The 24,744-nt window shown below is 64.5% G+C and carries 19 protein-coding genes; 12 read left to right on the top strand and 7 right to left on the bottom strand.

The genetic code is table 11. The features are described from left to right. Positions 1–58: 58 nt before the first annotated feature. Both MUG98_RS16815 and MUG98_RS16810 read right to left on the bottom strand, forming a co-directional pair. Positions 59–1,444 (bottom strand): uracil-xanthine permease family protein, encoded by a 1,386-nt coding sequence (locus MUG98_RS16815; RefSeq protein ID WP_265108583.1) that lies wholly within the window; start codon positions 1,442–1,444, stop codon positions 59–61. A 174-nt stretch (positions 1,445–1,618) separates the two neighbouring features. Continuing rightward, positions 1,619–3,025 (bottom strand): NCS2 family permease, encoded by a 1,407-nt coding sequence (locus MUG98_RS16810; protein ID WP_425601055.1) that lies wholly within the window; start codon positions 3,023–3,025, stop codon positions 1,619–1,621. Between the two features lie 271 nt (positions 3,026–3,296). On the opposite strand from MUG98_RS16810, the gene MUG98_RS16805 reads away from it, so the two are divergent. The 5 genes from MUG98_RS16805 (at position 3,297) to MUG98_RS16785 (ending at position 10,173) form a co-directional block, all read left to right on the top strand. After that, entirely contained in the window at positions 3,297–3,677 is a 381-nt protein-coding gene (locus MUG98_RS16805; RefSeq protein WP_265108581.1) for a Rid family detoxifying hydrolase, read from the top strand. Between the two features lie 273 nt (positions 3,678–3,950). Then, on the top strand, positions 3,951–4,496 hold the full coding sequence (locus MUG98_RS16800) for a (2Fe-2S)-binding protein (RefSeq protein ID WP_265108580.1): 546 nt from the start codon (positions 3,951–3,953) through the stop codon (positions 4,494–4,496). Next, the gene (locus MUG98_RS16795; RefSeq protein ID WP_265108579.1) at positions 4,489–6,933 is read left to right on the top strand and encodes a xanthine dehydrogenase family protein molybdopterin-binding subunit; all 2,445 of its coding nucleotides are present in this window, start codon (positions 4,489–4,491) and stop codon (positions 6,931–6,933) included. Before MUG98_RS16800 ends, MUG98_RS16795 begins: the two co-directional genes overlap by 8 nt. Before the next feature lie 181 nt (positions 6,934–7,114). After that, positions 7,115–7,684, top strand: coding sequence for a (2Fe-2S)-binding protein (locus tag MUG98_RS16790; protein ID WP_265108578.1), 570 nt, complete (start codon positions 7,115–7,117; stop codon positions 7,682–7,684). A 62-nt stretch (positions 7,685–7,746) separates the two neighbouring features. Next, positions 7,747–10,173, top strand: coding sequence for a xanthine dehydrogenase family protein molybdopterin-binding subunit (locus MUG98_RS16785; RefSeq protein ID WP_425601098.1), 2,427 nt, complete (start codon positions 7,747–7,749; stop codon positions 10,171–10,173). A 331-nt stretch (positions 10,174–10,504) separates the two neighbouring features. On the opposite strand, the gene MUG98_RS16780 is transcribed toward MUG98_RS16785, so the two are convergent. The 3 genes from MUG98_RS16780 to MUG98_RS16770 all read right to left on the bottom strand — a co-directional run bounded on the left by MUG98_RS16780 (position 10,505) and on the right by MUG98_RS16770 (position 13,638). After that, positions 10,505–10,816, bottom strand: coding sequence for a sulfurtransferase TusA family protein (locus tag MUG98_RS16780; RefSeq protein ID WP_265108576.1), 312 nt, complete (start codon positions 10,814–10,816; stop codon positions 10,505–10,507). A gap of 166 nt (positions 10,817–10,982) precedes the next feature. Continuing rightward, on the bottom strand, positions 10,983–12,311 hold the full coding sequence (locus tag MUG98_RS16775; RefSeq protein ID WP_265108575.1) for a 5'-deoxyadenosine deaminase: 1,329 nt from the start codon (positions 12,309–12,311) through the stop codon (positions 10,983–10,985). 94 nt (positions 12,312–12,405) lie between these two features. Beyond that, a complete protein-coding gene (locus MUG98_RS16770; RefSeq protein ID WP_265108574.1) occupies positions 12,406–13,638 on the bottom strand; it encodes a Zn-dependent hydrolase in 1,233 nt (410 codons plus the stop codon). Positions 13,639–13,762: 124 nt separating this feature from the next. Between MUG98_RS16770 and MUG98_RS16765 the strand changes: the two genes are divergently transcribed. Both MUG98_RS16765 and MUG98_RS16760 read left to right on the top strand, forming a co-directional pair. Continuing rightward, positions 13,763–15,400, top strand: a complete 1,638-nt coding sequence (locus MUG98_RS16765; RefSeq protein ID WP_265108573.1) for an N-acyl-D-amino-acid deacylase family protein — start codon at positions 13,763–13,765, stop codon at positions 15,398–15,400. Between the two features lie 129 nt (positions 15,401–15,529). After that, on the top strand, positions 15,530–16,567 hold the full coding sequence (locus MUG98_RS16760) for an LLM class flavin-dependent oxidoreductase (RefSeq protein WP_265108572.1): 1,038 nt from the start codon (positions 15,530–15,532) through the stop codon (positions 16,565–16,567). Positions 16,568–16,726: 159 nt separating this feature from the next. Here MUG98_RS16760 and thrC read toward each other — a convergent pair whose 3' ends face one another. Beyond that, the gene (gene thrC / locus MUG98_RS16755; RefSeq protein WP_265108571.1) at positions 16,727–17,986 is read right to left on the bottom strand and encodes a threonine synthase; all 1,260 of its coding nucleotides are present in this window, start codon (positions 17,984–17,986) and stop codon (positions 16,727–16,729) included. A 246-nt stretch (positions 17,987–18,232) separates the two neighbouring features. On the opposite strand from thrC, the gene MUG98_RS16750 reads away from it, so the two are divergent. Further along, entirely contained in the window at positions 18,233–18,520 is a 288-nt protein-coding gene (locus MUG98_RS16750) for an inositol monophosphatase family protein (protein ID WP_320443085.1), read from the top strand. A 31-nt stretch (positions 18,521–18,551) separates the two neighbouring features. Here the strand turns inward: MUG98_RS16750 and MUG98_RS16745 are convergent, their stop codons facing one another. Beyond that, complete coding sequence (locus MUG98_RS16745) at positions 18,552–19,907, bottom strand: dihydroorotase (RefSeq protein ID WP_265108570.1); 1,356 nt, start codon at positions 19,905–19,907, stop codon at positions 18,552–18,554. A 158-nt stretch (positions 19,908–20,065) separates the two neighbouring features. On the opposite strand from MUG98_RS16745, the gene MUG98_RS16740 reads away from it, so the two are divergent. The 4 genes from MUG98_RS16740 to MUG98_RS16725 all read left to right on the top strand — a co-directional run bounded on the left by MUG98_RS16740 (position 20,066) and on the right by MUG98_RS16725 (position 24,660). Next, entirely contained in the window at positions 20,066–21,388 is a 1,323-nt protein-coding gene (locus MUG98_RS16740) for an amidohydrolase family protein (RefSeq protein WP_265108569.1), read from the top strand. Between the two features lie 441 nt (positions 21,389–21,829). Beyond that, positions 21,830–22,480: a rod-determining factor RdfA gene (rdfA, locus tag MUG98_RS16735; RefSeq protein ID WP_265108568.1), complete on the top strand. Its 651-nt coding sequence runs from the start codon at positions 21,830–21,832 to the stop codon at positions 22,478–22,480. Next, positions 22,477–24,270: an archaea-specific SMC-related protein gene (locus tag MUG98_RS16730; protein ID WP_265108567.1), complete on the top strand. Its 1,794-nt coding sequence runs from the start codon at positions 22,477–22,479 to the stop codon at positions 24,268–24,270. Before rdfA ends, MUG98_RS16730 begins: the two co-directional genes overlap by 4 nt. A gap of 207 nt (positions 24,271–24,477) precedes the next feature. Continuing rightward, entirely contained in the window at positions 24,478–24,660 is a 183-nt protein-coding gene (locus MUG98_RS16725; protein ID WP_265108566.1) for a 30S ribosomal protein S17e, read from the top strand. Positions 24,661–24,744 lie beyond the last annotated feature (84 nt).

Genomic DNA, 24,744 nt, shown 5'->3' with positions numbered 1-24,744 from the left:
CGATCGATCGGACCCACCCCGTGTGAGGCCTTCGTGAGCGTCAACGCTGTGGTCATGGTTAGTCTTCCTGCACGGCAGAGCGTTCGGCGGGCGACGGCTGGTCGCCGTCGACCGGTTCCTCGAGTCCCATCTCGTAGTCTCCGTCCGGGCGCGGGACGAGAGAGTTGAGCAGGACCGCACAGAGAGCGGTCATGATTATGGCGTTGCCGAAGAAGATGGTCACGCCCCTGGGCATCGCCTCGAATATCTCGGGTCGGACTTCGACGCCGAGGCCGAGACCGATCGAGACGGCGATGATGACCATGTTCCGCCGATTCATGCGTTCGTTCAGGAAGATGAGCCGAAGACCGCTCGCCATCACCATCCCGAACATGACGATCACCGCACCGCCGAGAACGGCCTGGGGAATCGTCGCGACGACGGCACTGACCTTCGGAATGAAACCGAGCGCCAGCAGCACGGCACCACTGATGCCGACCACGTACCGGCTCATCACGCCGGTGAAATTGATGATGCCGACGTTCTGTGAGAACGTCGTCAGCGGGAACGCTCCGAAGACGGCGCCGAGTGAACTGCCGAGACCGTCGACGAACAGGCCGCCGCGAATTTCGGAATCGTCCGGAGTACGGCCCTCTGCGGCCGTGATACCGGACATATCGCCGATCGATTCGATCGCAGCCGTGATGTGAATCGCGGTGAACGTCAGGACGGCGATCGGTTCGAACGCGAACCCGAATCGACCGGGCACCGGAAGTGCGAACCAACTCGCGTCCGCGACCGTGGAGAAGTCGACGATGCCGATGGCAACGGCGACGACGTAGCCGACGACGATCCCGATGAGAATGCTGAGGAGTCGCCAGATTCCCTCCATGAAGAGGTTCATACCGACGGTGATAGCCAGGACGAGCAAGGCGAGGCCGAGGTGGTGGTACGCACCGTAATCGGCAGCGTCGGCTCCGCCGGCCATGTAGTCCATCCCGACCGGAATCAGGTACAGACCCAGGATCATGACGATGAGGCCGGTGACCAGCGGTGGAAACAGCTGTTTGACCCGCTGATACTGCCAGCCGATGAGGATCTCGACCAGGGCGCCGATGATGATCGCACCGAAGACGGCGTCGAGACCGTACTGCCCGCCGATGGCTATCGCCGCACCGACGAACGCGAAACTCGATCCCATTACGATGGGGAGTCGCGCCCCGACCGGTCCGATCGGGAACACCTGAACGAGCGTCGCCAGCCCGGAGAAGATCAGGACCATCTGTATGAGGTAGGTCGTGTCTGCGCCACCGGTCCCGATCGCTCCGGCGACGATGATGGCCACTGCGATCGTCGGGACGAACATCGCCGAGACGTGTTGCAAGCCCAGGAAGATCGCCTTGAGCGTCGGCGGTTTCTCTTCTAACTCGTACGCCAGTTCGATGGACCCATCGTTGGATGACATGGGATAACACGGTACAAATCTCCCCGGGGAGTGATAAATTCTTTGTTACATCCACATTTAACCACGGTGTGCCGGATTATACCTACATTCGTGCACCGTTTCTGGAGAATACGTATTAGGACGACGTATTTGTACGGCGTGTGCCACGTGAAGCCCAGAGATCGAAATCGACCCTCACGTTCCGGATATCACGCCGCCAGCCGAGACGTAGTAGTAGAGCACGAAGGCCGCGGCCAGGACCCATTGGCCGGGGTGGATGTCGTCCGTTTCCCCCATCGTCGCTTTGATGATCGGGTAGCTGATGATCCCCGCCGCCAGCCCATTCGCGATGGAGGCCGTGAGCGGCATCACGGTGATGGTGAGTCCGCCCGAGATGAGCCAGGCCGGGTCCTCCCAGTCGATGTCCGTCACGCCCTGGAGCATGATGATCCCGACGACCACCAGTGCGAGGTACGACGCGTACTGCGGAATCGCGGCGATCAGCGGCACGGCCACGAGCGAGAGCAGGAACAGGACGCCGACTGTGAGCGCCGTCATGCCCGTCCGCCCGCCCTCTTCGATCCCGGTCGAACTCTCGATGAACGTCGTCACCGTCGACGTCCCGACCATCGCACCGAACGTCGTCCCGATCGCGTCGGCCATCAGCGGCTTCTCTATCTCCGGCAGGTCACCGTCCTCGTCGAGGAAGCCGCCGAACTGTGAGACGCCGATCAGCGTTCCGGCGGTGTCGAAGAAGTCGACGAAGAAGAACGTGAACACGATCAGAACGAACGTCGCCGGGTCGATCTGACCGAAGCCATCGAGGAAGGCCCCGGCAAGCGGCGTGATATCGTACTGAGGGGAGGCGAGTTCCGCCGGTGCGAGGACGCCCCGATCGACGACCCCGCCGAGCGTGAGCGCCCACCCCGCGATCGCCGTCGTGATGATCCCGATGATGATCGCACCGGTAATATCGCGTGCGTACAGAACGAACGTGAACGCGAGTCCCGCGAGTGCGACGAGTGCGACGGGATCCGTCGCAACGTCGTTCAACTGAACCATCGTCGCTTCGTACTGGACGATGACGTTCATCTCGATGAGACCGAGCAACAGCAGGAACAACCCGATACCCGCACCGACGGCGAACTTGACCGGTGCCGGGAACAACTCGATGATGTACCGTCTCGCGCCGAAATACGTCAGGCCCATGAATATCACGCCCTCGACGAACACGGCCGCGAGCGCCGTTTGCCAGGGGACGCCGAGTAGTATCACGACCGTGAACGCGAAGTACGCGTTCAACCCCATTCCCGGGGCCAATCCGAACGGTCGATTCGCGTGAAAGGCCATCACCAGGATGGCGACGGCGGACGCCAGAATGGTCGCGATAGCGATCATCTGGAATACCTCCTGCTGAGAGTAGCCTTCGATCTGGATCGCTTCGGAGAGGATCGCGGGATTCACGATGATGATGTACGACATCGTGAGGAACGTCGTCATCCCCGCGAGCAGTTCCGTCTTCAGATCGGTCCCGTGCTCGTCGAATCCGAAGTACTCCCCCAGCCGGGAGTTCGTGCCAGTTGAATCTGACATATACGCCATGCCACACCATATCATCATATAATTTTCCCTGATCGATCCGATTCGTCACCGTCGCACAACTGTTCGGCCACACTGTGGCACACGATTTCGTCGGCGACCTGGGGTCGCGGTGACACCCTCCGTACTGCCGATGCCGATCGGCGTCGGGTCGCTGGCGCGACCGTTTCCGCGATCGATTCGGTTCGACATCGACGTCGAACGGCGAGCGGACGAACTCCGTTCCGCCCTCCGCTGGACAACGTTTAAGCGCTCGTACCTGTATTCGGGCTGTATGAAGCGCATCCTCGGTACCGACGACGCGCCGGCCGCGGTCGGTGCGTACAGTCAGGCGACGACCAACGGCGACGTCACGTTCACCGCCGGACAGATCCCCATGACCGCCGACGGGGAGTTACTCGACGACGAACCGATCGCAGTCCAGACGGAACGGGCGCTCGACAACGTCGAAGCCGTCCTGGCCGAGGAAGACCTCGAGATGAGCGACGTGCTCAAGGTCACGGTCTTTCTCGACGACATCGAGACCTTCGACGAGATGAACGAAACGTACGCCGAATTCTTCGACGAGGAACCGCCGGCCCGGAGCGCCGTCGAGGTGGCGAACCTGCCCAAGGGCGTCGGGGTCGAAATCGAAGCGATCGCGGCGAACCGCTGACTCGACCGCCGCAGTCGCGTTTTCGGTCACGGAGACCGGCGAGCGGCGTCACTGAATCCCCGCGCCGAGATCGCGGCCGTTCGACACCCGTCGTGGACTCCGACCCGGTTTTCGGCACCACAATCGGTGCAGCGATTCAGTCCAGCGAGAACGGACTGACGGAGAATCGTCCCAGTACGCGCTCGTCGGGGGCAACCATAATTATATGTAGCGCTGTCTCTCATCTTTCACTACGACACGTATGCTAGTGATACGCTTACAGGAGGGATCACTGTGCAGTTCACCCTGACCGTCAACGGCGAATCGATGGACGTCGACGCGGCGCCGGAGGACAACCTCGCGTCGGTGTTGCGACGCGAAGGCTACACGGGCGTGAAGTGCGGCTGTGACGGCGGCGTCTGCGGGGCCTCGAAGGTACTCATCGGGGGCGACGCCCGGATGGCCTGCGGGACGACCGTCCGGGAGGCCGACGGCGCGTCCATCCGGACGATCGAGGGCCTCGGCACGCAGGACGACCTCCATCCGATCCAGCAGGCGTTCGTCGATCACTTCGCGGTCCAGTGTGGGTTCTGTATCCCGGGGATGATCATCCAGGCGAAAGCGTTGCTCGAGGAGACCCCGGACCCGAGCGAAGCCGACGTTCGAGCGGCGATCGACGACAACCTGTGTCGGTGTACCGGCTACCAGAAACCAGTCGAAGCGATACTCGACGCCGCCGAGCGGATGAACGGCGACGGGACCGTCGCGACGGACGGCGGCACGTCGCCCGCATCCACCGCTCGAGAGGCGACCGAACGCAGCGGTGAGACGCATGACTGATCCAGACGATCCGAAACCCGACGGCGGTACCGCATCGCGTTCGGAGAGGGAGTCCCCCGAGTTCGAGGACCATCCCCTCGAGTGGGACGAACCCGAGAACAACGACCTGGAACCCGACGAGCGAGCCAGCGTCTCGCGACCGGCCCAGAAAGACGACGATCCGAAACTCGTCACCGGGCAGGCGAAGTACACCGCCGATTACGAGCAACGGTTCCCCGACCTCGCACACGCCGCGGTCGTTCGCAGCGAGATCCCACACGGCTACGTGACCGACGTCGACGCGAGCGCGGCCGAGGGGATGGACGCGGTCCACGCGGTCCTGACGCCGTGGTCCGAGGAGACCCCCGACGCGAAGTACACGAGCGCGGGCCAGTCCTACCCCGAACCGAGTCCGTGGGACATGAACGTGCTCAACGACCACGTCCGCTACGTCGGCGATCCGATCGCGGCGGTGGCGGCGGACGACGCCGAGACCGCACGCACCGCGGCCGACAGCATCGAGGTCGAGTACGAGGAGGACGACTACGTGCTCGACCCCGAGGAGGCCTACTCCGAGGACGCACCGCGGCTGTTCGACGACGACGAGGTCGAGAACGAGATCGTCGGGCACGACTACAGCCGCAACCGGATGTCCCGGATCGACGGCGAGATCGGCGACGTCGACGACGCCCTCGAGCGCGACGACGTCCACGTCCACGAGACCGAGTGGGAGACGATCCGCCAGTCACACGCCCAGATCGAGCCCCACACCTCCCTCGCGTACACCGACGAGGACGACCGACACGTGCTCGTCACGAGTACGCAGGTGCCGAACCACACGCGGCGGCAACTGGCTCACCTGTTCGACATCCCCATCCGGGATATCCGCGTCTCGAAGCCCCGGGTCGGCGGCGGCTTCGGCGGTAAACAGGCGATGGTCGTCGAGCCGATTCCGCTCGCACTGTCCCTCGCGGCCGATCGGCCCGTGATCTACGAAGCCACGCGCGAAGAGGAGTTCCACGCGATGCGCTCGCGTCACCCGATGAACGTCCGGGCGCGCACCGCGGTCACCGAGGACGGATCTATCGAAGCGATCGATCTGTACGCGCTCTCGAACACGGGTGCGTACGGGAGCCACGGGATGACGGTCGCGGGGAACGTCGGCAGCAAGCCGATGCCGCTGTACTCGAAGGTCCCGAACGCACGATTCGAAGCCGACATCGTCCACACGAACACCCCTCAGACCGGCGCGATGCGCGGCTACGGCGCACCGCAGGGAACCCTGGCACTCGAAGGCCACCTCGACGAGGTCGCCCGCGACCTCGACCTGGATCCCGTCGAGTTCCGGCAGCGACACTACATGGAGGTCGGCGACCTCGACGAAATCGCCGGCATGATGGGCGGCGAAGGCGCGGAACGACGGATTCGATCGTGCGGCCTCGACGAGTGTATCGAACGCGGCAAGGAGGCGATCGGCTGGGACGCCCTCGAGCAACCCGACGAGGAGCACCGCCACCGCGGCATCGGGATGGCGCTCTCGGCACAGGGAACCGGCGTCGCGGGCGACGAACTCGGGGCCGCCCAGCTAATGATGAACGAGGACGGCTCGTTCCACCTCCACGTCGGCGGCGTCGACATCGGAACGGGGGCGGACACGGCGTTCATCCAGATCGCAGCCGAAGTGCTGGGTTGTGAGGAGACGGACATCGTGATCAAGTCGTCGGACACGGACGTCACGCCGTTCGACTACGGCGCGTACGCCTCCTCGACGACCTACATCAGCGGCATGGCGGTCAAGAAGGCCGCGGAAGACGCGAAAGGGCGGATCCTCTACTGGGGCTCGAAGCTCCTCGAAGAGCCCGAGTCGAACCTCGACACCGGAGATGGGACGGTCTACAGCGAGGAGACGGGTGCGAGCGTAAGCCTCGAGGAGATCGGCTACGAGGCCGCCTACGGCCACGACGAGCGCGAACACATCCTCGGCAAGGGAACCCACTGTACGGAGGAAAGTCCGCCGCCGTTCGCCGCGCAGTTCGCGGACGTCACCGTCGACGAGGAGACCGGCGAGTTCGACGTCAACAAACTCGTCGTCGCGGTCGACTGCGGCGTCGCGATCAATCCGGGAATGGCGGAGGGGCAGGTCGAAGGCGCGAACCACATGAGCTACGAGATGGCCGTCTGCGAGGGCATCACGTTCGACGACGAGGGTCGAGCGGAGGTGACGAGTTTCGACGAGTACGACTGGCCGACGGCGGCGGAGACGCCCACGATCGAGTCGATCCTGGTCGAGACCCACGAACCGACGGGGCCGTTCGGCGCGAAGTCCGTCGCGGAGGTACCGACGAACACGGTTCCGCCCGCGCTGAGCAACGCCATCCGGGAGGCGGTCGGGGTCCGCATCACCGACATGCCGATCACCGCGGCGAAGATCAAATCCGCGCTCGAGGCCGACGACTGAACCCGCTCCCTGGACTCGTCGCTACCGCCGACTCGTTTTCGGTCGGCCCCGCGATCGGTTGCCGCGTCGGGCAGACGGGGTTTTTTGCACGCCAGTGGAGAGCAGAAACCTCGACAATTATTTAGGTGCCAGCGCGCGATGTGCAACACATAGTGTTAGCATCACCCATAGAGTGAGCGATATGCACATCGACTGTACGATCAACGGTAATGAGCGGACGTTCGAGGTATCGAAGACCGATCTCCTCCTCGACGTGTTGCGTCGAGACGGGTACACAGGTGCCAAGCGAGGGTGTGACACCGGCGCGTGCGGCATGTGTGCGGTCCAGATCGACGGCGAACCGGCGATGTCGTGCGTGACGCCGGTCGTGAAAGTCGACGGCGCGACCATCGAGACGATCGAGGGACTCGGCACGCAGGACGACCTCCACCCGGTCCAGCAGGCGTTCGTCGACAATTCGGCGCTGCAGTGTGGGTTCTGTATCCCCGGGATGATCATGCGCTCGAAAGCGTTACTGGAGGAGAACCCGTCACCGAGCGAGGCCGAGGTGCGCGAGGCGCTCTCGGACAACCTCTGTCGGTGCACCGGCTACAAGAAGATCGTCGAGGCGGTCCTCGACGCGTCGGAGCGAATGGCCGACCGCGGGGTGGCCGCGGACGGCGGGCGATCGTCCGACCGCGGTGACGACTGCCGCTGCGCCGGTGCCACCGGGAAGACCGGACCCGACTCGCGAGGTGAGACGCGTCGATGAGTACACCCGACGAACTCGATCGGTCCGACGCGGACGCCGACGCCGTCGAGGGGGACGGAGGGATGGAAGGCGTCGAGCGGGACGAACCGCAAGCGGCGGACGCCGAGGGATCTCCGATGGAGTGGGACGAACCGGCGAACAACCGGAAGAGCAGGGACGAACGCGTGAACCTCACGACGGACGTCGAGAAGGACGACGCGCGAAAGATCGTCACCGGGGAGGCACACTACACGGCCGACTACAGCCGCCGGTTTCCCGACCTCGCCCACGGCACGGTCGTTCGCAGCGAGGTCGCACACGGCTTCGTGACGGATATCGACGCGAGCGACGCCGAAGCGATGGACGGCGTGTACGCGGTCGTCACCCCCTGGGACGACGTCGTTCCCGACACGCTGTACTCGAGTTCCGGACAGTCGTATCCGGAGCCGAGTCCGTGGGACATGCGCGTCCTCAGGAGACACGTCCGGTTCGTCGGGGATCCGATCGCGGCCGTGGCCGCCGAAACGAGCGAGATCGCGGACCGCGCCGCCCGCGCGATCGACGTCGAGTACGACGAACGGGAGGCCGTCTTCGACGTCGGGGCGGCGACGGAACCGGACGCTCCGCGCCTGTTCGCGGACGACGAGGTCGAGAACGCACAGAGCGGCGCTGACTACGGGCGAAACCTCGAGTCGCACTTCGAGGGGGAAATCGGTGACGTCGACGCCGCGTTCGATCGGAACGACGTCCGCGTCCACGAGACCGAGTGGGAGACGCCGTACCAGTCCCACTGCGTTCCCGAGCCTCACACCACGATCGCCTACACCGACGAAGACGACCGACACACCTTCATCACGGCGACGCAGGTGCCGAACCACACGCGGCGACAGCTGGCGCACGTCTTCGACGTCCCGATCCGCGACGTCCGCGTGGAGAAACCGCGCGTGGGTGCCGGATTCGGCTCGAAACAGGAGATGGCGATCGAACCGATCGCGTTCGCGCTACACCTGGCGGCGGACCGGCCGGTCAAACTCGAGATGACGAGACGGGAGGAGTTCTACGCGCTGCGCTCGCGCCATCCGATGGACCTGACGATGCGATCGGCGGTGACCGAGGACGGGACCATCGTGGCGATGGACCTCTACGCGCGCTCGAACGCCGGAGCGTACGGCACCCACGGGATGACGGTCGCCTCGAACGTCGGGACCAAGGCGCTCCCCCTGTACCCGCGCGTGCCGAACATCCGGTTCGAGGGGGACGTCGTCCACACGAACCTGCCGATGGGGGCCGCGATGCGGGGCTACGGCGCGCCGCAGGGTCACTTCGCCGTCGAGGCCCACGTAGACGAGGTCGCCCGCGACCTCGGCGTCGACCCCGTCGAGTTCAAACGGCGACACGCGATCCGGAAGGGCGACCTCGACGACGTCTCGACCATTCTCAAGGACGACGATCGGTTCGCCCGGCGGATCCGATCGTGCGGCCTCGACGAGTGCATCGAACGTGGGATGGACGCGATCGGTTGGGACGACGTCGAACAACCCGACGAGGAGCATCTCCACCGGGGCGTCGGCATGGCGATGTGCGCACAGGGAAGCGGCGTCGCCGGCAAGGAACTCGGCGCGGCCAAACTCGCGATGAACGAGGACGGTTCGTTCCACCTCCACGTCGGCGGCGTCGACACCGGGACCGGCAACGACACCATGTTCACCCAGATCGCAGCCGAAGTACTCGGCTGTCGGCCGGCCGATATCGTCGTCACGTCCTCCGATACCGACATCACCCCGTTCGACTACGGCTCCTACGCCTCGTCGACGACGTACATCAGCGGGACCGCCGTCAAGAAAGCGGCCGAAGACGCGAAAGAGCGGATCCTCTACTGGGGCTCGAAACTCCTCGAGGAACCCGAAGCGCACCTCGAGACCGAGGACGGCGAGGTCTACAGCGAGGAGACGGGTGCGAGCGTCGACCTCGAGGAGGTCGGCTACGAGGCGACCTACGGCCACGACGAGCGCGAGCAGATCATGGGCGACGGACATCACTCGACGGACGAGAGTCCGCCGCCGTTCGGCGCGCAGTTCGTGGACGTCACCGTCGACGAGGAAACCGGCGAGTTCGAACTCGACAAACTGGTCTACGCCGCCGACTGCGGCGTCGCGATCAATCCGCCGCTCGCCGAGGGTCAGGTCGAGGGTGGCCAGCACATGAGCCTCGAGTACGCGACCAGCGGCGACCTGGAGTTCGACGACGAAGGGGCCCCACAGACCACCGGGTTCCGGCAGTACGGGATGCCCCGGACGACGGATCACCCGCCGATGGAAACGCTCCTGGTAGAAACCCACGAGCCGACGGGGCCGTTCGGCGCGAAGTCCATCGGCGAACTGCCGACCAACGGGATCCCGCCGGCGCTGAGCAACGCCATCCGCGACGCCGTCGGGGTGCGACTGACCTCCTTGCCGATCACCCCCGAGGACGTCAAGGCGGCGATCGAACGCCGTGGAGAGCGGACCTAGGTCGACTCCGACGGGATCTTCTGCCGACCCTGGGCGCTCGGCGAACGGCCGTCGAGTAGAGATCGTTTCGTCGGGACCCAGTCCGCGAACGCGTCGCACACGCTACGTACACGGCCGACGGAGGCCGGTTCCGGCACCGCGCGACCCGCTCAGCCGCTCCAACCGGGTGAAGAGGTGGACGATCGACCTCGGCCGTGAGGAACGCCAGTGGATGGAATCGAGGAGATCGAGGAGGCGGTGCTGGTGACGCGGTTCGACGACGCCGACGGAGACGCCCGGCGGAACCGGACGTCGAACGGTGCGTTTTCGGCAGCGATCGATTCCTGATCGATCAGCGGAGCGATACCGTTTCGCTCGTGGACGGATCGGCACGTTCGGTTACGCGGATGCGGAGGGTGAACGTCTCCGCTCCGTCGGTGTCCGCATCGATACTGTCGGCCTCCGCATCGGCACCGTCGGTGTCCGCATCGGTAGCGTCGGTAACGGCGTATCCGTGCTTGTAGCACGTTCGGCAGATACTCCGCTCGGCCGGCGGATAATCCCCAGTCACGACGAGTTCGTCGCCCGGTTCGAGTGCCTCGAGACAGCGGCGGACGATGCTCACCGGTTGCGGACAGACCAGTCCACTGACGTCGATGTGCACGCGAATCGCTACGATCACGCGCGTAATAACTGTTGGTGGCTGGGCTGTCGCAGCCGTTTGTCGGTGGCTGTCGCGGCAGTTCGCGGTCGGTTGGCGAACCCGATCGCGGTATTCGGCCTCGCCGTCGGCGACGGGTACTTCTCGACACGCCCCGAGCAGGACCGCTCTAGGGCCGCACCTCCGCCGCCGCGTCGCGGTGTTCCTCGAGCGAGAGTCCGACGTCGTTCGCCCGTTCGCGGACCGCGTCCGCATCGACGGTCGTCACCTCGCCGTCGTCCATCAGTACATTACCGTCGACCATCGAGAAGACGACGTCGTCGCCGTGGGCCCCGAAGACGAGGTGGGAAAGTGGATCGTGCAGCGGCGTCGCACGGGTCACGTCGGTTCGAACCCCGATAATATCCGCTCGCCACCCCTCTCGGAGCGCGCCGAGCCGATCGAAGCCGGCGGCTCTCGCGCCGTTGATCGTCGCCATCTCGAACAGCGTCTCGGCGGGTGCCGCGACGGGATCGAGCCGATCGACCTTCTGGAGGAGACTCCCCTGGCGCATCTCCGTGAACGGATCGAGCGTGTTGTTACACGGTGGTCCGTCGTTGCCGAGCGCGACGTTGATCCCGCGATCGAGGTAGTCCACGACGGGGGCGACGCCACTCGCCAGTTTCATGTTCGACGACGGGCAGTGGGTGACGTGCGTTCCGGTCTCGGCCAGGACCTCGCGTTCGCTCTCGTCCGTCCAGACGCAGTGGGCGAGGACGACGTCCTCCCCGGTGAGTCCGACCTCGTCCAGCCAGTGGATGTTTCGCATCCCGGTGTCCGATTCGACCGTCTCGATCTCGCTTCGGTTCTCGCTCGCGTGCGTGTGAATGCGAACGCCGTCGTACGTATCCGCGAGTTCGCGAGCGCCGCGGAGACACGCCTCGGAACACGAGACGGCGAATCGAGGCGTCACCGCGTACCGGATGCGATCGTCGAACGCACCGTGGTACTTCCGGATGAGTCGTTCCGTCTCGGCGAGCGCGTCGTCGGTCGCTTCCGCGAGTCCGTCCGGTGACCGTCGATCCATCAGGACCTTTCCGAGCAGCCCGCGGATCCCGACTTCGCCGGCCGCTTCGAACGCTCGATCCGCGTGGTTCACCGACAGATGATCGATACACGTCGTCGTCCCGCTCTCGACGAGTTCGAGGTAGCCCAGTTTCGCCGCGATCTCCATCTCCTCCGCCGAGAGCGAGGCTTCCATCGGGAGGATGTACTCGAAGAGCCAGTCGAGTAACTCCGAATCGTCCGCGATGCCCCGGCCGAGACTCTGGACCGAGTGGATGTGTCCGCCGACGAGACCGGGAAGGAGAATATCGTACGATCGCTCCTCGCGGTCCGGATACCGATCGACGAGTTCGTCCCGTCGCCCCACCGCTTCGATCCGCGTCCCCTCGACGACTACGCTCCCGTCGTCGACGACGGTGTCGGCGTCCGCGATCACCGTGCCGGATAGTATCATATACCTTCTACTCGTCGTCGAAATTGAAAATGATTGCTACTGCTGGCTGGCAGGCCACTCGCGAGTTTCGATCGCGAGCCGCGCGATCGGTCCCTCAGACGGATGCTTGCTCGTTCACGGCCCGGAGGAGGACCTCGGCACCTGTGACGACGTCTTCCCACTCGGTGTACTCGCTCTCCCGGTGGCTGATGCCGTCGACGCTCGGGACGAAGATCATGCTCGTCGGGGTGATCTTGTTGAGGTAGTTGGCGTCGTGACCCGCACCGCTAACCAATCGCGTGTACTCACAGCCGGCGTCCTCGGCCGCGTCCGCGACGGTCTCGATACACTCGTCGTGGAACGGGTCGGCGTCGACGCGCATGATCTCCTCGAACTCGTACTCGAGTCCCTCGCGTTCGGCGGCCCACTCGATCTCGTTCCGGACGCGATCGACGGCCGCGTCGACGACGGCGTTGTCGTACGACCGGAAGTCGAGGGTGAACTCGACGCGCTCGGGGATGACGTTGATCGCGTTGGGCCAGACGTCGACGCTGCCGACCGTGCCGACGAGATCCGTTCCTTCGGTGGCCGTGATCTCGCGGACGGCCTTCGTCACGTCCGCCGTGGCGACGAAGGCGTCGTGGCGCATGTTCATCGGCGTCGGGCCGGCGTGGTTCGCCTGCCCCTCGAAGGTAACGTTCATCCACGAGAAGCCGAAGACGCCCTCGACGACGCCGACGCTCAGGTCCGCCCGTTCGAGGAACGGTCCCTGTTCGACGTGCACCTCGAAGTAACAGTGGAGATCGTCCGGTTCGCAGGGCTCCTCGCCCTTGTATCCGATTCGTTCGAGTTCGTCCCCGAACCGGTTTCCGTCCTTGTCCTCCCGATCGTAGGCGTACTCGAGGTCGAAGACGCCGGTGTACACGCCGCTGCCGAGCATATCCGGCTGGAAGCGGACGCCCTCCTCGTTGCTCCAGGCGACGATTTCGAGCGGGCGATCCGTTTCGACGTCGGCGTCGTTGAACGCCTCGACGACCTCGAGCGCGCTGAGCACCCCGACGACGCCGTCGTACCGGCCGCCGTTGTACTGACTGTCGATGTGAGAGCCGAACAGGACCGCGTCCGCATCCGTATCGCGCCCCTCGCGGCGACCGAAGATGTTCCCCATCTCGTCGATACGCACGTCGAGGCCCGCGTCGCGGAACCACTCGACCAGCGTATCGCGCGCTTCTCTGTTCTCCTCGGAGAGTGCGGGGCGATTCACACCGCCGGCGTCGGTCGCACCGATCTCGTTGAATTCGTCGAACCGTTCGCGGAACCGACGCTCGTCGATCGTCGCATCCGTCATACACCAGTCCACCCAGGCCACGGTCTTTAACATTCCGACGGCTACTGTGTGGCGGCCCGATCGGCACGTCGAGCGGGGTGTGACGACCAAAAGAATCAAACCGACGATACACGATACCACTGGTATGTCGGCTACGAGCACCGAGTCGATAGAGTTCCGCAACGCGCGGGTTCTCGACGGGAGTGGCGGCGACGCGTACACCGCCAACGTCCTCGTCGACGAGGGCCGAATACGTCGAATTGCGCCCGACCCTGCCGGTGCCGATCGCGAACTCGATCTCGACGGATCGTATCTCGCGCCGGGATTCATCGACATGCATGCTCACTCGGAACTGCGACTGTTCGACAGGCCCGGGGCGGCCGAGAAAGTGACGCAGGGTGTTACGACGGAGGTCCTCGGCCAGGACGGGGTTAGCGTCGCACCTGTTCCGCCGGAACGCAAAGCGGAGTGGGCGAACCGGATCCAGTCGCTCGACGGCACGATCGAGGACGAGTGGCCGTGGACGACCGTCGAGGGGTATCTCGACGAACTGGACGACGCCGAACCGGCCGTCAACTGCGCCTTCTACGCCCCACACGGGAACCTCCGCTCGCTACTGGCCGGGTTCGAAGACCGCCCGCTCGACGACGCCGAACTCGAGACGCTCCGGGACGAACTGGCGACTGCGCTGGACGAGGGCGCGTTCGGACTCTCGAAGGGGATGATCTACCCGCCGAGTTCCTACGGCCGCGACCCCGAACTGGAAGCGCTGGCGGCGACCCTCGGCGATCGCGACTCGTTCATGATCTCGCACGTCTGGAACGAAACTGACTACGTCGTCGAATCCATCGAGCGCTACCTCGACATCTGTCACCGCGGCGGCTGTGACGCCCACGTCTCGCATCTCAAAGTCGGCGGCAAGCAGAACTGGGGGGCTTCCGAAGACGTTCTCTCGCTGTTCGACGACGCCGACGCACGCGGACAGCGCGTCTCCTTCGATCAGTACCCCTACACCGCCGGGTCGACGATGCTCACTGCCCTGCTGCCGCCGTGGGCGCGACGGGACGATTCCGAGGCGATACGCGAGCGCCTCCGCGACGAGTCGACGCGGGATCGAATCGCCGCGGACATCGACGAGTCGGGCGACTGGGAGAACCTCGCCCGTGCGGCGGGGACGTGGGACAACATCCTGATCACGCGAACGGCGAGCGGGCAGCATCAGGGGGCAACGATCGCGGAGATCGCAACCGAACGGAATCGCGAACCGATCGACGCGATGTGCGACCTGCTCGTCGAAGAGGACCTCGACGTGACGATGGCCGACTTCATCATGTCCGAAGCGGACATCGAGCGCTTCCTCGCCGATCCGCGAGGAACGTTCTGCAGCGACGGCATCTTCGGCGGCAAACCCCATCCGCGTGCGATCGGGACGTTTCCCCGGATCCTCGAACGATACGTGCGGGAACGCGACACGCTGTCACCCGAACGCATGGCGTACAAGGCAGCGGGTCGACCGGCGGACCTGCTCGGACTTCCCGACCGGGGCTACGTGACGGAAGGCTACGTCGCTGACCTCGTCGCGTTCGATCTCGACGCCATCGTCGAACGGCCGACGTACGAGAACCCGAACCAGTTGACGGAGGACTTCGACTACGTCCTCGTCGGCGGCGCGATTGCGGTCGAGGACGGCGAACCGACCGGCGTCCGGAACGGCTCCGTGCTCCGATCGACGGAGGAGTGGGACGGCCGGGCTCGTCCGTCCCGCTCCCGAAGAGCGTTCTGAGCGGTACGGGACACGTAGTGCGTGTGGCACCGTGTTCTCGGAATCGGGCACTGGCGGAGGCGGCCTCGGATCCGTGTTACCTTGCCCCATAGTTATATATCACCTGCTATGCTATTTGGAACCGACTCCATGAGCTACAGTCACGAGGCAAGCGACGGGAGCGACAGGGTCGGACTCTACCTGCAGGACAAACACCCGATTCGGGAGAACATGGAACTGGTACAGTACGCCGAGGAGCAGGGTTTCGACGAAGTCTGGCAGGCCGAATCTCGCCTCGCCCGGGACGCCATCACGCCGATGGCTGCCTACGCCGCCGTCACCGACGACATCAAGATCGGCTCCGGCGTCATCAACAACTGGACGCGAAACACGGCGCTCATCGCGCAGACGATGAGCACCCTCGAGGAACTTGCCGGTCCGGACCGGATCCTCTGTGGGATCGGCGCCTGGTGGGACCCCCTCGCGGAGAAGGTCGGCGTCGATCGATCGGACGCGCCGCGGGCGATGCGCGAGACCGTCGAAGTGACGAAACGACTGCTCGACATGGAGAACGTGACCTACGACGGCGACCACGTCACCGTTCGCGACATCGAACTCGACGTCGTCCACGGGGACGCCGGACCTCGAACCGTCCCCGTCTACGTCGGTGCCACCGGGTTCAAGATGATGGAACTGACCGGCCACTTCGCGGACGGGGCGCTCATGAACTACCTCGTCAGCCCCGAGTACAACCAGAAGGCCCTCGATGCGCTCGCGACCGGGGCGGATCGATCGGACCGATCCCTCGACGAGATCGATCGGCCGCAACTGATCGTCTGTTCGATGGACCACGACGAAGAGCGAGCGCTGGACAACGCCCGGGAACTCATCACGCAGTACCTCGGCCAGCAGCCACACATCATGAAAGCGAGCGGCGTGAGCCAGGACCTGATCGACGAGGTCGGCGAGGCCATCGGCGGCTGGCCGGCCGACAAGGACGACATCCAGACGGGTATGGATCTCATCCCGGACGAGGTCGTTCACAAGCTGACGGCGAGCGGGCGACCCGAACAGTGTCGCGAGAAGGTCCGGGAGTACGCCGATAACGGGTGTCTGTGTCCGATTCTGTACCCCCTCGGTGACGATCCGAAGCTCATGATCGACGAGTTCGCGGACGGCTACCGCTGACAGGTTGGACGCTGCGACGGACGACAGGTTCGTTCACATCACGATTCGCGGTGCGCTTGCCCGCTAGTTTCAGTTCGATAGGCGATCGACATCGATCGTAGTCTCGACTCGAGGGTGGCCGGCGAAAAACGCGGTCGACGGGCGGACCGATCGCCTGGCTCAGTCGTCGGCCGCAGCCGATTCCGGGACGTCGTAGCGTCGCTGGACTTCGGCGATGTCCGGGTCGATCCGCATCACGTCGCCGGTCGCCCGCTTCGCGCTCTCGGTGTCCTTGAGGCCGAAGCCGGTCGAGTTGACGACGACCGTCTCGTCGGATTCGATGATTCCCTCGGCGATCGCGCGCTTGACGCCGGCGAGCGGCGTCGCACCCGCGGGTTCCGTGTAGATCCCCTCGGTACTGCCGAGCAGTTTCTCGGCCTCGAGGATCTCCTCGTCCTCGACGAGCAGGGAGGTACCGCCGCTCTCCTCGAGCGCGCGGCACGCTTTGATCGTGTTCCGTGGCCGGCCGACGGCGATGCTGTCGGCCAGCGTGTCGGCGATGTCGTCGACGCCGTCGTGATCGTGGAACGCGTCGTGAATCGCGGACGCACCCTCGGCCTGGACGCCGAGCATCCTCGGCGTGTCGTTCACGTAGCCGAGTTCGTGGAACTCGCGGAACCCTTTCCAGGCGCCGGCGATCGTACAGCCGTCCCCCATCGAGAAGACGATCCAGTCCGGCACCTCGCCGCGGACCTTCGACTGTTCGGCGAGTTCGTGTCCGACGGTGCGTTTGCCCTCGACCTGGAAGGGGTTGATCGCTGCGTTGCGGTTGTACCACCCGTACTCGTCGGTGACTTCGACGCTCAGGTCGTAGGCCTCGTCGTAGGATCCGTCGACGGCCAGGACGTCTGCGCCGTAGACGAGCGGCTGGGCGAGTTTGCCGGCAGGGGCGTCGCCGGGAACGAAGATCCGACAGTCCAGACCACCGCGGGCGGCGTAGCCCGACAGCGAAGCCGCGGCGTTGCCAGTCGACGCGCAGGTGATAATCTCTCGCCCGGCGTGTTTCGCTTTCGTCACCGCGACGGAACTCGCACGGTCTTTGAAACAGCCGGTCGGATTTCGGCCGTCGTCCTTGACGAGCGTCTCGACGCCGAGTTCCTCGCTGAGATTCGGCGCGTCGAAGAGGTCCGTCCCGCCCTCGTTGAGCGTCACGACGTCGGCCTCGTCGTCGACCGGAAGGAACGCCTCGTACTTCCACTGGCTGTCGATGGTGCCGTCGAGATCGGCGTCGAAGGTGTCGTGGATGACGTCGTAATCGTACTTCACTTCGAGAATGCCGGAGACGCCGTCTTCCTCCGGGCAGGTGTAGATGATCTGGTCCGGATCGTACTCTTTCCCACAAATGGTACACTCGAGTGTGGTAACGTGATCCATCGCCATGCAGGGAACAACACAGGCGGCTCACATAAAGACTCGCCTCCGGGCTCCCGTGTGGCCGTGTACCACCGAAATCTGTGGCCGGCAGACCGGACTGCAGGACCTACAGTTGCAAAAACGGGAAGAGATCGATACGCATGGCGAATCGATCCGAACCAGATGGCTCTCCACCGTCGTCGGTGGACTTCGATTACCAGCCGGTGTCCGACAGCCGGGACACCCTTGGTCGTTCGAGGAGGTATACGCAGCGTGTACGGAGGTGGGATCGATAGCGTCCCCGGAACGGGGGCGGAGATTCTCGTCGACGCCGTCTGGGAGTACGACACCTACCCGTGGGACGTCAACGCCGGCCTCGTCATCGGCCGGGCGGCCGGCGCGACCGTAACGAACGCCGCCGGCGACCCCTACGATCCGAAGGCCGCTCTCGAGAGAAGGACCGAACTGGTCGGGTCGAACGGACCGCTCCACGACACGCTGCTCGCACACCTCCAGAACGCGGAGACGCTCCAGGCCACGACCACGAGCGCGGCCGACTGACCGCGTCGTTCGGGTTCGCCCGTCCGTTCCGTTACTCCGTCGGTGCGCGGGGACCCCGTGGAAGGAACGATCCGTCACCCGGTTCCGTGAACACGTCGTGATCGCACGCAGCGATCGATCCGTCGGTGATGACCGTATCGACCCGCCACTTCCAGGTCCGCCCCTCGAAGGGGGTCCACCCACCGTTGTACGCCAACTCGTCTGCCGACACCTCGTACGCCTCGTTGCGGAGAAGGACGAGGTCGGCGTCCGTCCCCACCGCGAGTGATCCCTTCCGCGGGAAGATGCCGGCCTCGCGCGCGGGTTGTGCACAGACGAGTTCGAGGAGCCGCGGCCACGAAATCCGCCCCTCGTGAACGCCTTCGCTGACGAGAAACTCGACCATCGTCTCGACACCCGGTAACCCGGCGTAGGGCTCCCAGATGTCCTCCCACCCTCGTTCGCGGTCCTCGCGGTGCGTCGGGAAGTGATCCGTCGCGACGAGGTCGATGGTGCCGTCCCGTACCGCCTGCCAGAGCCGCTCGACCTCCGCCGCGGATTTCAGGCTCGGATTGACCTTCAGGAACGGCCCGCGGTCCGCGACGTCGTCGACGGAGAACGCGAGGTACTGCGGACACGTTTCGAGTGTCACCGGAACGTTCGCACGAGACTGGAAGCGATCGGCGATCGCAGCGCCGCTCCCGCTCGAGATGTGGACGACGTGAAGGGGGCAGTCCGCGTACTCCGCGAGCCACCCCGCGCGGCCGATCGCCTCGAGTTCGGCCTCGAGCGGGCGCGATCGGGGATAGAGTTCCGGATCGGTACCGTCGAGCCGTTCCCGCGCTCGGTCCAGTATCGCCTGCGACTCGCAGTGAACCCGGACCGTCCCGCCGGCGGCACCCACCTCCGTCATCAGATCGAGGATCGCCTCGTCGTCCGCGCGGTACGGATCCGCCGTGAACGTCTTGAATTCCGGCACACCGGTTTCGAGGACCCCCTCGACGTCGACCTCGCCATCCTGGACGTTCCCGGCGACGAGTCCGAAGTCGACGTGGGCCCGTTCCTCGCAACGGGTCCGTTTCTCCCGGAGTTCCGAGGGCGTGGTGACGGAGGTTTGCGTCGGTAGTTCGACGACGGTCGTCACCCCACCCGCAACGGCGCTCTCGGTCTGCGTCCCGATATCGATGTCGTCCGGAAACAGGTCCGGATCGTGCATGTGCGTGTGAACGTCGATCGCGCCAGGAAGCGCGACCGTTCCGGCGGCCCGGACGACCGTCTCGGCGTCGGTGTCGGTCACCGAGAGGTCCGGGCCGATCGCCGCGATCGATCCGTCCTCGATCGCGATCGAGCCGCGCTGGAGCCCCGCGTTCGTCACGATGTGCGCGTTCTCCACGAGACAGTCCGTCATGGTTCGTATACTCATGCGGGAGTCTCATAACAGTTCAGGTACCTCTCCTGCGTCGCTCCGGTCCCTGACGCGCCACCGCGCCGTGGTACCCGACTCCCGATCGGAGCGTGGGGCGGGCCGGAGGTAGTTTTTTGAGGGTCGATAGAGAGTCCCACGTTGTGATACTCAATGCTGGTACGCTCGTCACGATGAACGACGAGCGCGAGGTCAGAGAAGAGGTACACGTCGTCGTCGAGAACGGGGAAATCGTCGAGATTGCGGACGGATACGTCTCCGGTGACGACGTCGTCGACGCGCGTTCCGAAGTCGTCATTCCCGGACTGGTCAACTGCCACACGCACATGTACGCGCTGCCGATCCGGGGTGCTCCGCTGTCGGCGTCGCCACGGAGTTTCTACGAAGCGCTGGTCGACATCTGGTGGGAAGTGGACGAGGCGTTCACGGTGGCGGACGCGCGCCTCTCGGCGCTCGGATCGTGCAAGGAGATGCTCGAGGGCGGGGTCACCGCCTTCTGTGACAACTACTCCGGGCCGAACACCCTCCCGGGCGGACTGGACGCCGTCGCAGAGGGGGTCGCCCGGACGCCGATCCGCGGCCTGATCGCGTTCGAGACCACCGCCCGGAACTCCCGGGACGAAGCCGTGGCGGGACTCGACGAGAACCGACGGTTCATCGACGAGAAAGAGGCCGAATACGATCGTGTGACCGGCCACTACTGCCTCCACACGCTGTTTACGAACCCGGAGGAGATCGTCCGCGAGTGCGTCGACCGGGCGACCGACGACGATCGGCCGATACAGATCCACCTCGAAGAGGGGCTGGTCGACGTCCACAGATCGATCGAGGAGTACGGCGAGCGCCCGGTGCACGCGCTCGACTCGATGGGGTTCTTCGACGCCGACGTCATCGCCGCACACTGCGTCCACGCGACCGACGAGGAGATCGAGGTCCTCGGCGAGAACGAGGTCGCCGTGGCGCACAACCCGTACTCGAATACGAACAACGCGGTCGGGATCGCGAACGTCGAGAAGATGCAAGCGGAGGGGCTCACGATCGGGATCGGGGACGACGGCTGGGACCCGGACATGTTCGAAACGATGCGGACCGCCGTCGGGATCCACAAACTGAAGCAGAACGACCCGAGCGGGTTCGACATGGCGACCGCGCTCGAGTGGGCGACGATCGGGAGCGCGACCGTGATGGGAATGGAAGATCGGATCGGCAGCATCGAGGAAGGGAAGCGCGGCGACTTCGTCACCCTCGACCTCGGACCGAACCCCGTCCTGCGAGAGAGCGCGCCCTACTACGTCGTCAGTGCGGCGAGTCGGGCCGACGTCACCCGGACGATCGTCGACGGCGACACCGTCTACGAGCGCGGCGACGGTGTGCACGCCGTCGATGCCGAAGAGATGGACGCGGTCGGTGCCGCGAGTGCCGAACTGTGGGAACGAATGCAAATCGGCGGTGAATCGCATACCTGAACGCCCCCTCTCCGTTTGCGCTCGAATCCACTCTCCGGACGGAGGACGGGATCGCCTATCGCGCGTGAACGGCGCGTATACAGCTCTCGACGGACTCGAGAGGTGGGGATCGAGGAGGGCCGCTCGGACCGACGCCGGGATTCAGCGACCCGTCACCGTTCCCGATCCACCTCCGCACCACGAGTATACGGCCTTAGGGTGTATATTCAATGCGTCGAAGGAGTGGCATTCCAGTTAGAAACGGCCGATCTAGTATACACCCTTAGGGTGTGAATTCGGACGGTAACGGGACTCGATCGAGCGATTCGTCACGGGAGCGCCGTCGATCGGTCACCGGGGCCACGAACGCCGCCGTGAGCCCCGGAAAGCGCGGTTACCGCCCGCCAACGAACCGTACACGCATAGTCAGGCTTATTAAACCGCGGAAGGTACTTCCGGTAGATGTCCCCTGATCCAGGTTGCAAGGTCGACGCAACGATCGATCAGTACGGCCTCGAGACGGCCGATCCTCGCCACGAATCGCTCGACGATGGACTTCTCGCGCGGTGGACGGGGGCCAGCGGGCACTCCGAGAGCGGGTATCGGACGCTGACCGAGTGGTTCAACAAGCGACTCCTCAAGCGCGTCTACGACGAGCACGGACGGGGGGCACTCGACGCACAGATCGACGCCGACTACGAGGCGCTGACTGCCGGCGACGAACTGGTCCGCGAAGAAACGATCGAGCGCCTCTCGGCGGCGGGGATCGACGGCGAGCAGTTGCTCGACGATATGGTCTCCTGGGGGACGATGCGAACTCACCTGAACGAGTGTCTCGACGGGTCCAAAGAGCAGTCGAGTGCTCGCACGGACTGGGAGCAAAACAGCATCGACGTCGCACGAGATGTCCTCATCGAGAACGTCGACGAAGCGCTCACTTCGCTCGCAAATAAAGGAGAACTCGACGGAACGACGATGTCCACCGTCGAAGTGCAGATTCACCTGCGATGCGACGAGTGCCCCACGCGGGTGCCACTCGCGGTGGCGCTCGAACGCGGATACGTCTGTGACCAGCACAGCGATACGACTGCAAGCACGCGTACACACTCATGACCTGGGAAATCGATATCGAGAACATCGCCGGTATTTACGAGGGGAGTGCACGACTCGAACCGGGCTTGAACGCGGTCAAGGGATCGAACTGGCAGGGGAAGTCGAGTTTCATCGAAGCGATCAAAACCGGCCTCGGAACGGCGGCAACGCTCACCGAAGGGCGAGACCGCGGGAGCGTGCACCTGGAGACGCCCGAGGAGGAGATTGCCGTCGAACTCAGTCGTGCGAACGGCGTCGTGTCCGTCGAGGGGTCCCCCTATCTCGAGTCCGAATACGACATCGCTCGCACCTCGTTGTTCGCCTGTCTCGGCGAGCAAAACGAGATCCGTCGGGCCGTTCGTGAGGGGGAGAACCTCGAAGACGCGTTACTACGGCCGCTCGACTTCCAGAACATCGACGTACAGATCGCAGACCTCAAAAACGAGCGCGAACAGATCGATTCCGAACTGGCACAGGCAAAGGAGGCGCGCAAACGTCTCCCTGCGCTCCAGGAGCGCGTTACGCAACTCGAAAGCGAAGTCGAAGACCTCCGCGATCGACGCGAAGATCTGTCGCCGCCCCCCGGCACCGAGGATCAGGCCGACTCCGTGCAAGGTGAACTGAGTCAAGCGCAAGCGGATCGCAGTCAGGCGAAGAGCCAACTCGAACGCCTGACACAGACTATCGCGCGCGTCGAAAGCCGCCTCGAGGACCGCCGTTCGGAACTCGAGGACGTCGAGGTCGACGAGGACGCCGCCGTCGAGTCCGAACTCGAAGCCGCATGCGAGAAACGTCAGCAGGTGAATCGGGCCCTGGAGGTGTTACAGAACGTCTACTCGGCCAACGAGATGGTTCTCGAGGAGGACCATCTCGATCTCATTACCACCGTCGACCGGGAACTTACCGGCGACTCGGTCGTCTGCTGGACCTGCGATTCGGAGGTGTCCAGAACGGATCTCGAGAATCGACTCGACGCGCTCGGGGAGAAGATCACCGAGAAGCGAGCCCAACTCGAAACCCATCGTGATCGGGTCGAGGAACTCGAGGCGCGACGGGAAGAACGCGCGCAGGCTCGGCGACGGAAACGGGAACTCGAGACGGAGATCGAAGATCTCGAAGAGAAACTCGCCGATCGAAAACAGAGCCTCGAGGAGGCCCGTGATCGCTTCGAACGCGCGGACGAACGCGTCGAGGCGCTCGGCGAGACGGTCGACGAGACCGTCGGAGAGATTACGGACGTAGAGAGCGAGATCAAGTATCGGGAAGCGGAATTGAAAGACGCGCGTACCGAACTCGACGAACTCGAATCTCGTGCGGACCAGATCGAGCTGCTGGAAGGCAAACGAGAGGAGGTTCAACGGGAGATGGAGGATCTCCGCAACCGCAAACGAGAGATCAAACAGCAGGCGCGCGACGAGTTCAGCGAATCGATTCAGGACATTAGCGAACGGTTCGAGACCGGATTCGAGTCGGCTCACCTGACCGGTGATTTCGATCTCGTGGTCGCTCGAGACGGACGCGAAGCGAGCCTCGAGGCGCTCAGCGAAGGCGAACTCGAACTGATCGGGTTCATCGCCGCGCTCGCGGGGTACGAGTCGTTCGACGTCGACGAGGCCGTGCCGATCATGCTCGTCGACGGCGTCGGGAGTCTGGCGGACGAAAACCTGCAAACGCTCGTCGAGTACCTGGACGACCGAACGGAGTATCTGGTGTTTACCACCTATCCGGAACACACGACCTCCGAGGGTCGGACTATCGACCCGACGACGTGGTCGGTGGCGAGTCGTGAAGCGATCGACGTCGACCAGTAGCCGATCCGGTGGCGCCGTTTCTCGCGTACGACGTTTCGACGATCGAACTGCCGACGCGAGCGGTTCGTCGGAGGACAAACCGATTCCCGAAGTGCCACACTACCGGTCGCGACGATACACCGCCATACCTGGCTGCGTTTTCGACACCCCACGAGAGACGCCGTAAACGAAGATTTTATTCTCATCTCTGCAGTACGTCCGGTGTAAATGACGTCCGATCCGAACGACGTAATATCCATCGGAAACCGCCTTCTCAAGCAGTATCCGGACGCGTTTTCGACGGAGTTCAGCGCGAACAGGGATGTCGTCCGGACGATGACCTACGTGAGTTCGAATCGACTCCGAAACCGTATCGCCGGATACATTACCCGGGAAAAACGGTCCAGTTGACGCCCCGAGTCCGTCTCGAGTTGGCTCTACGACTCCCGAGAAGGGGGCTGTATCGCGCTCTCGGACACCTATCAGGCCGACGTT

Origin of the sequence: Halosolutus halophilus, assembly GCF_022869805.1 — an archaeon.
Lineage (GTDB): Archaea > Halobacteriota > Halobacteria > Halobacteriales > Natrialbaceae > Halosolutus > Halosolutus halophilus.
The sequence above is the reverse complement of the archived record's forward strand: the minus strand, read 5'-3'. Positions and strand labels throughout refer to the sequence as shown.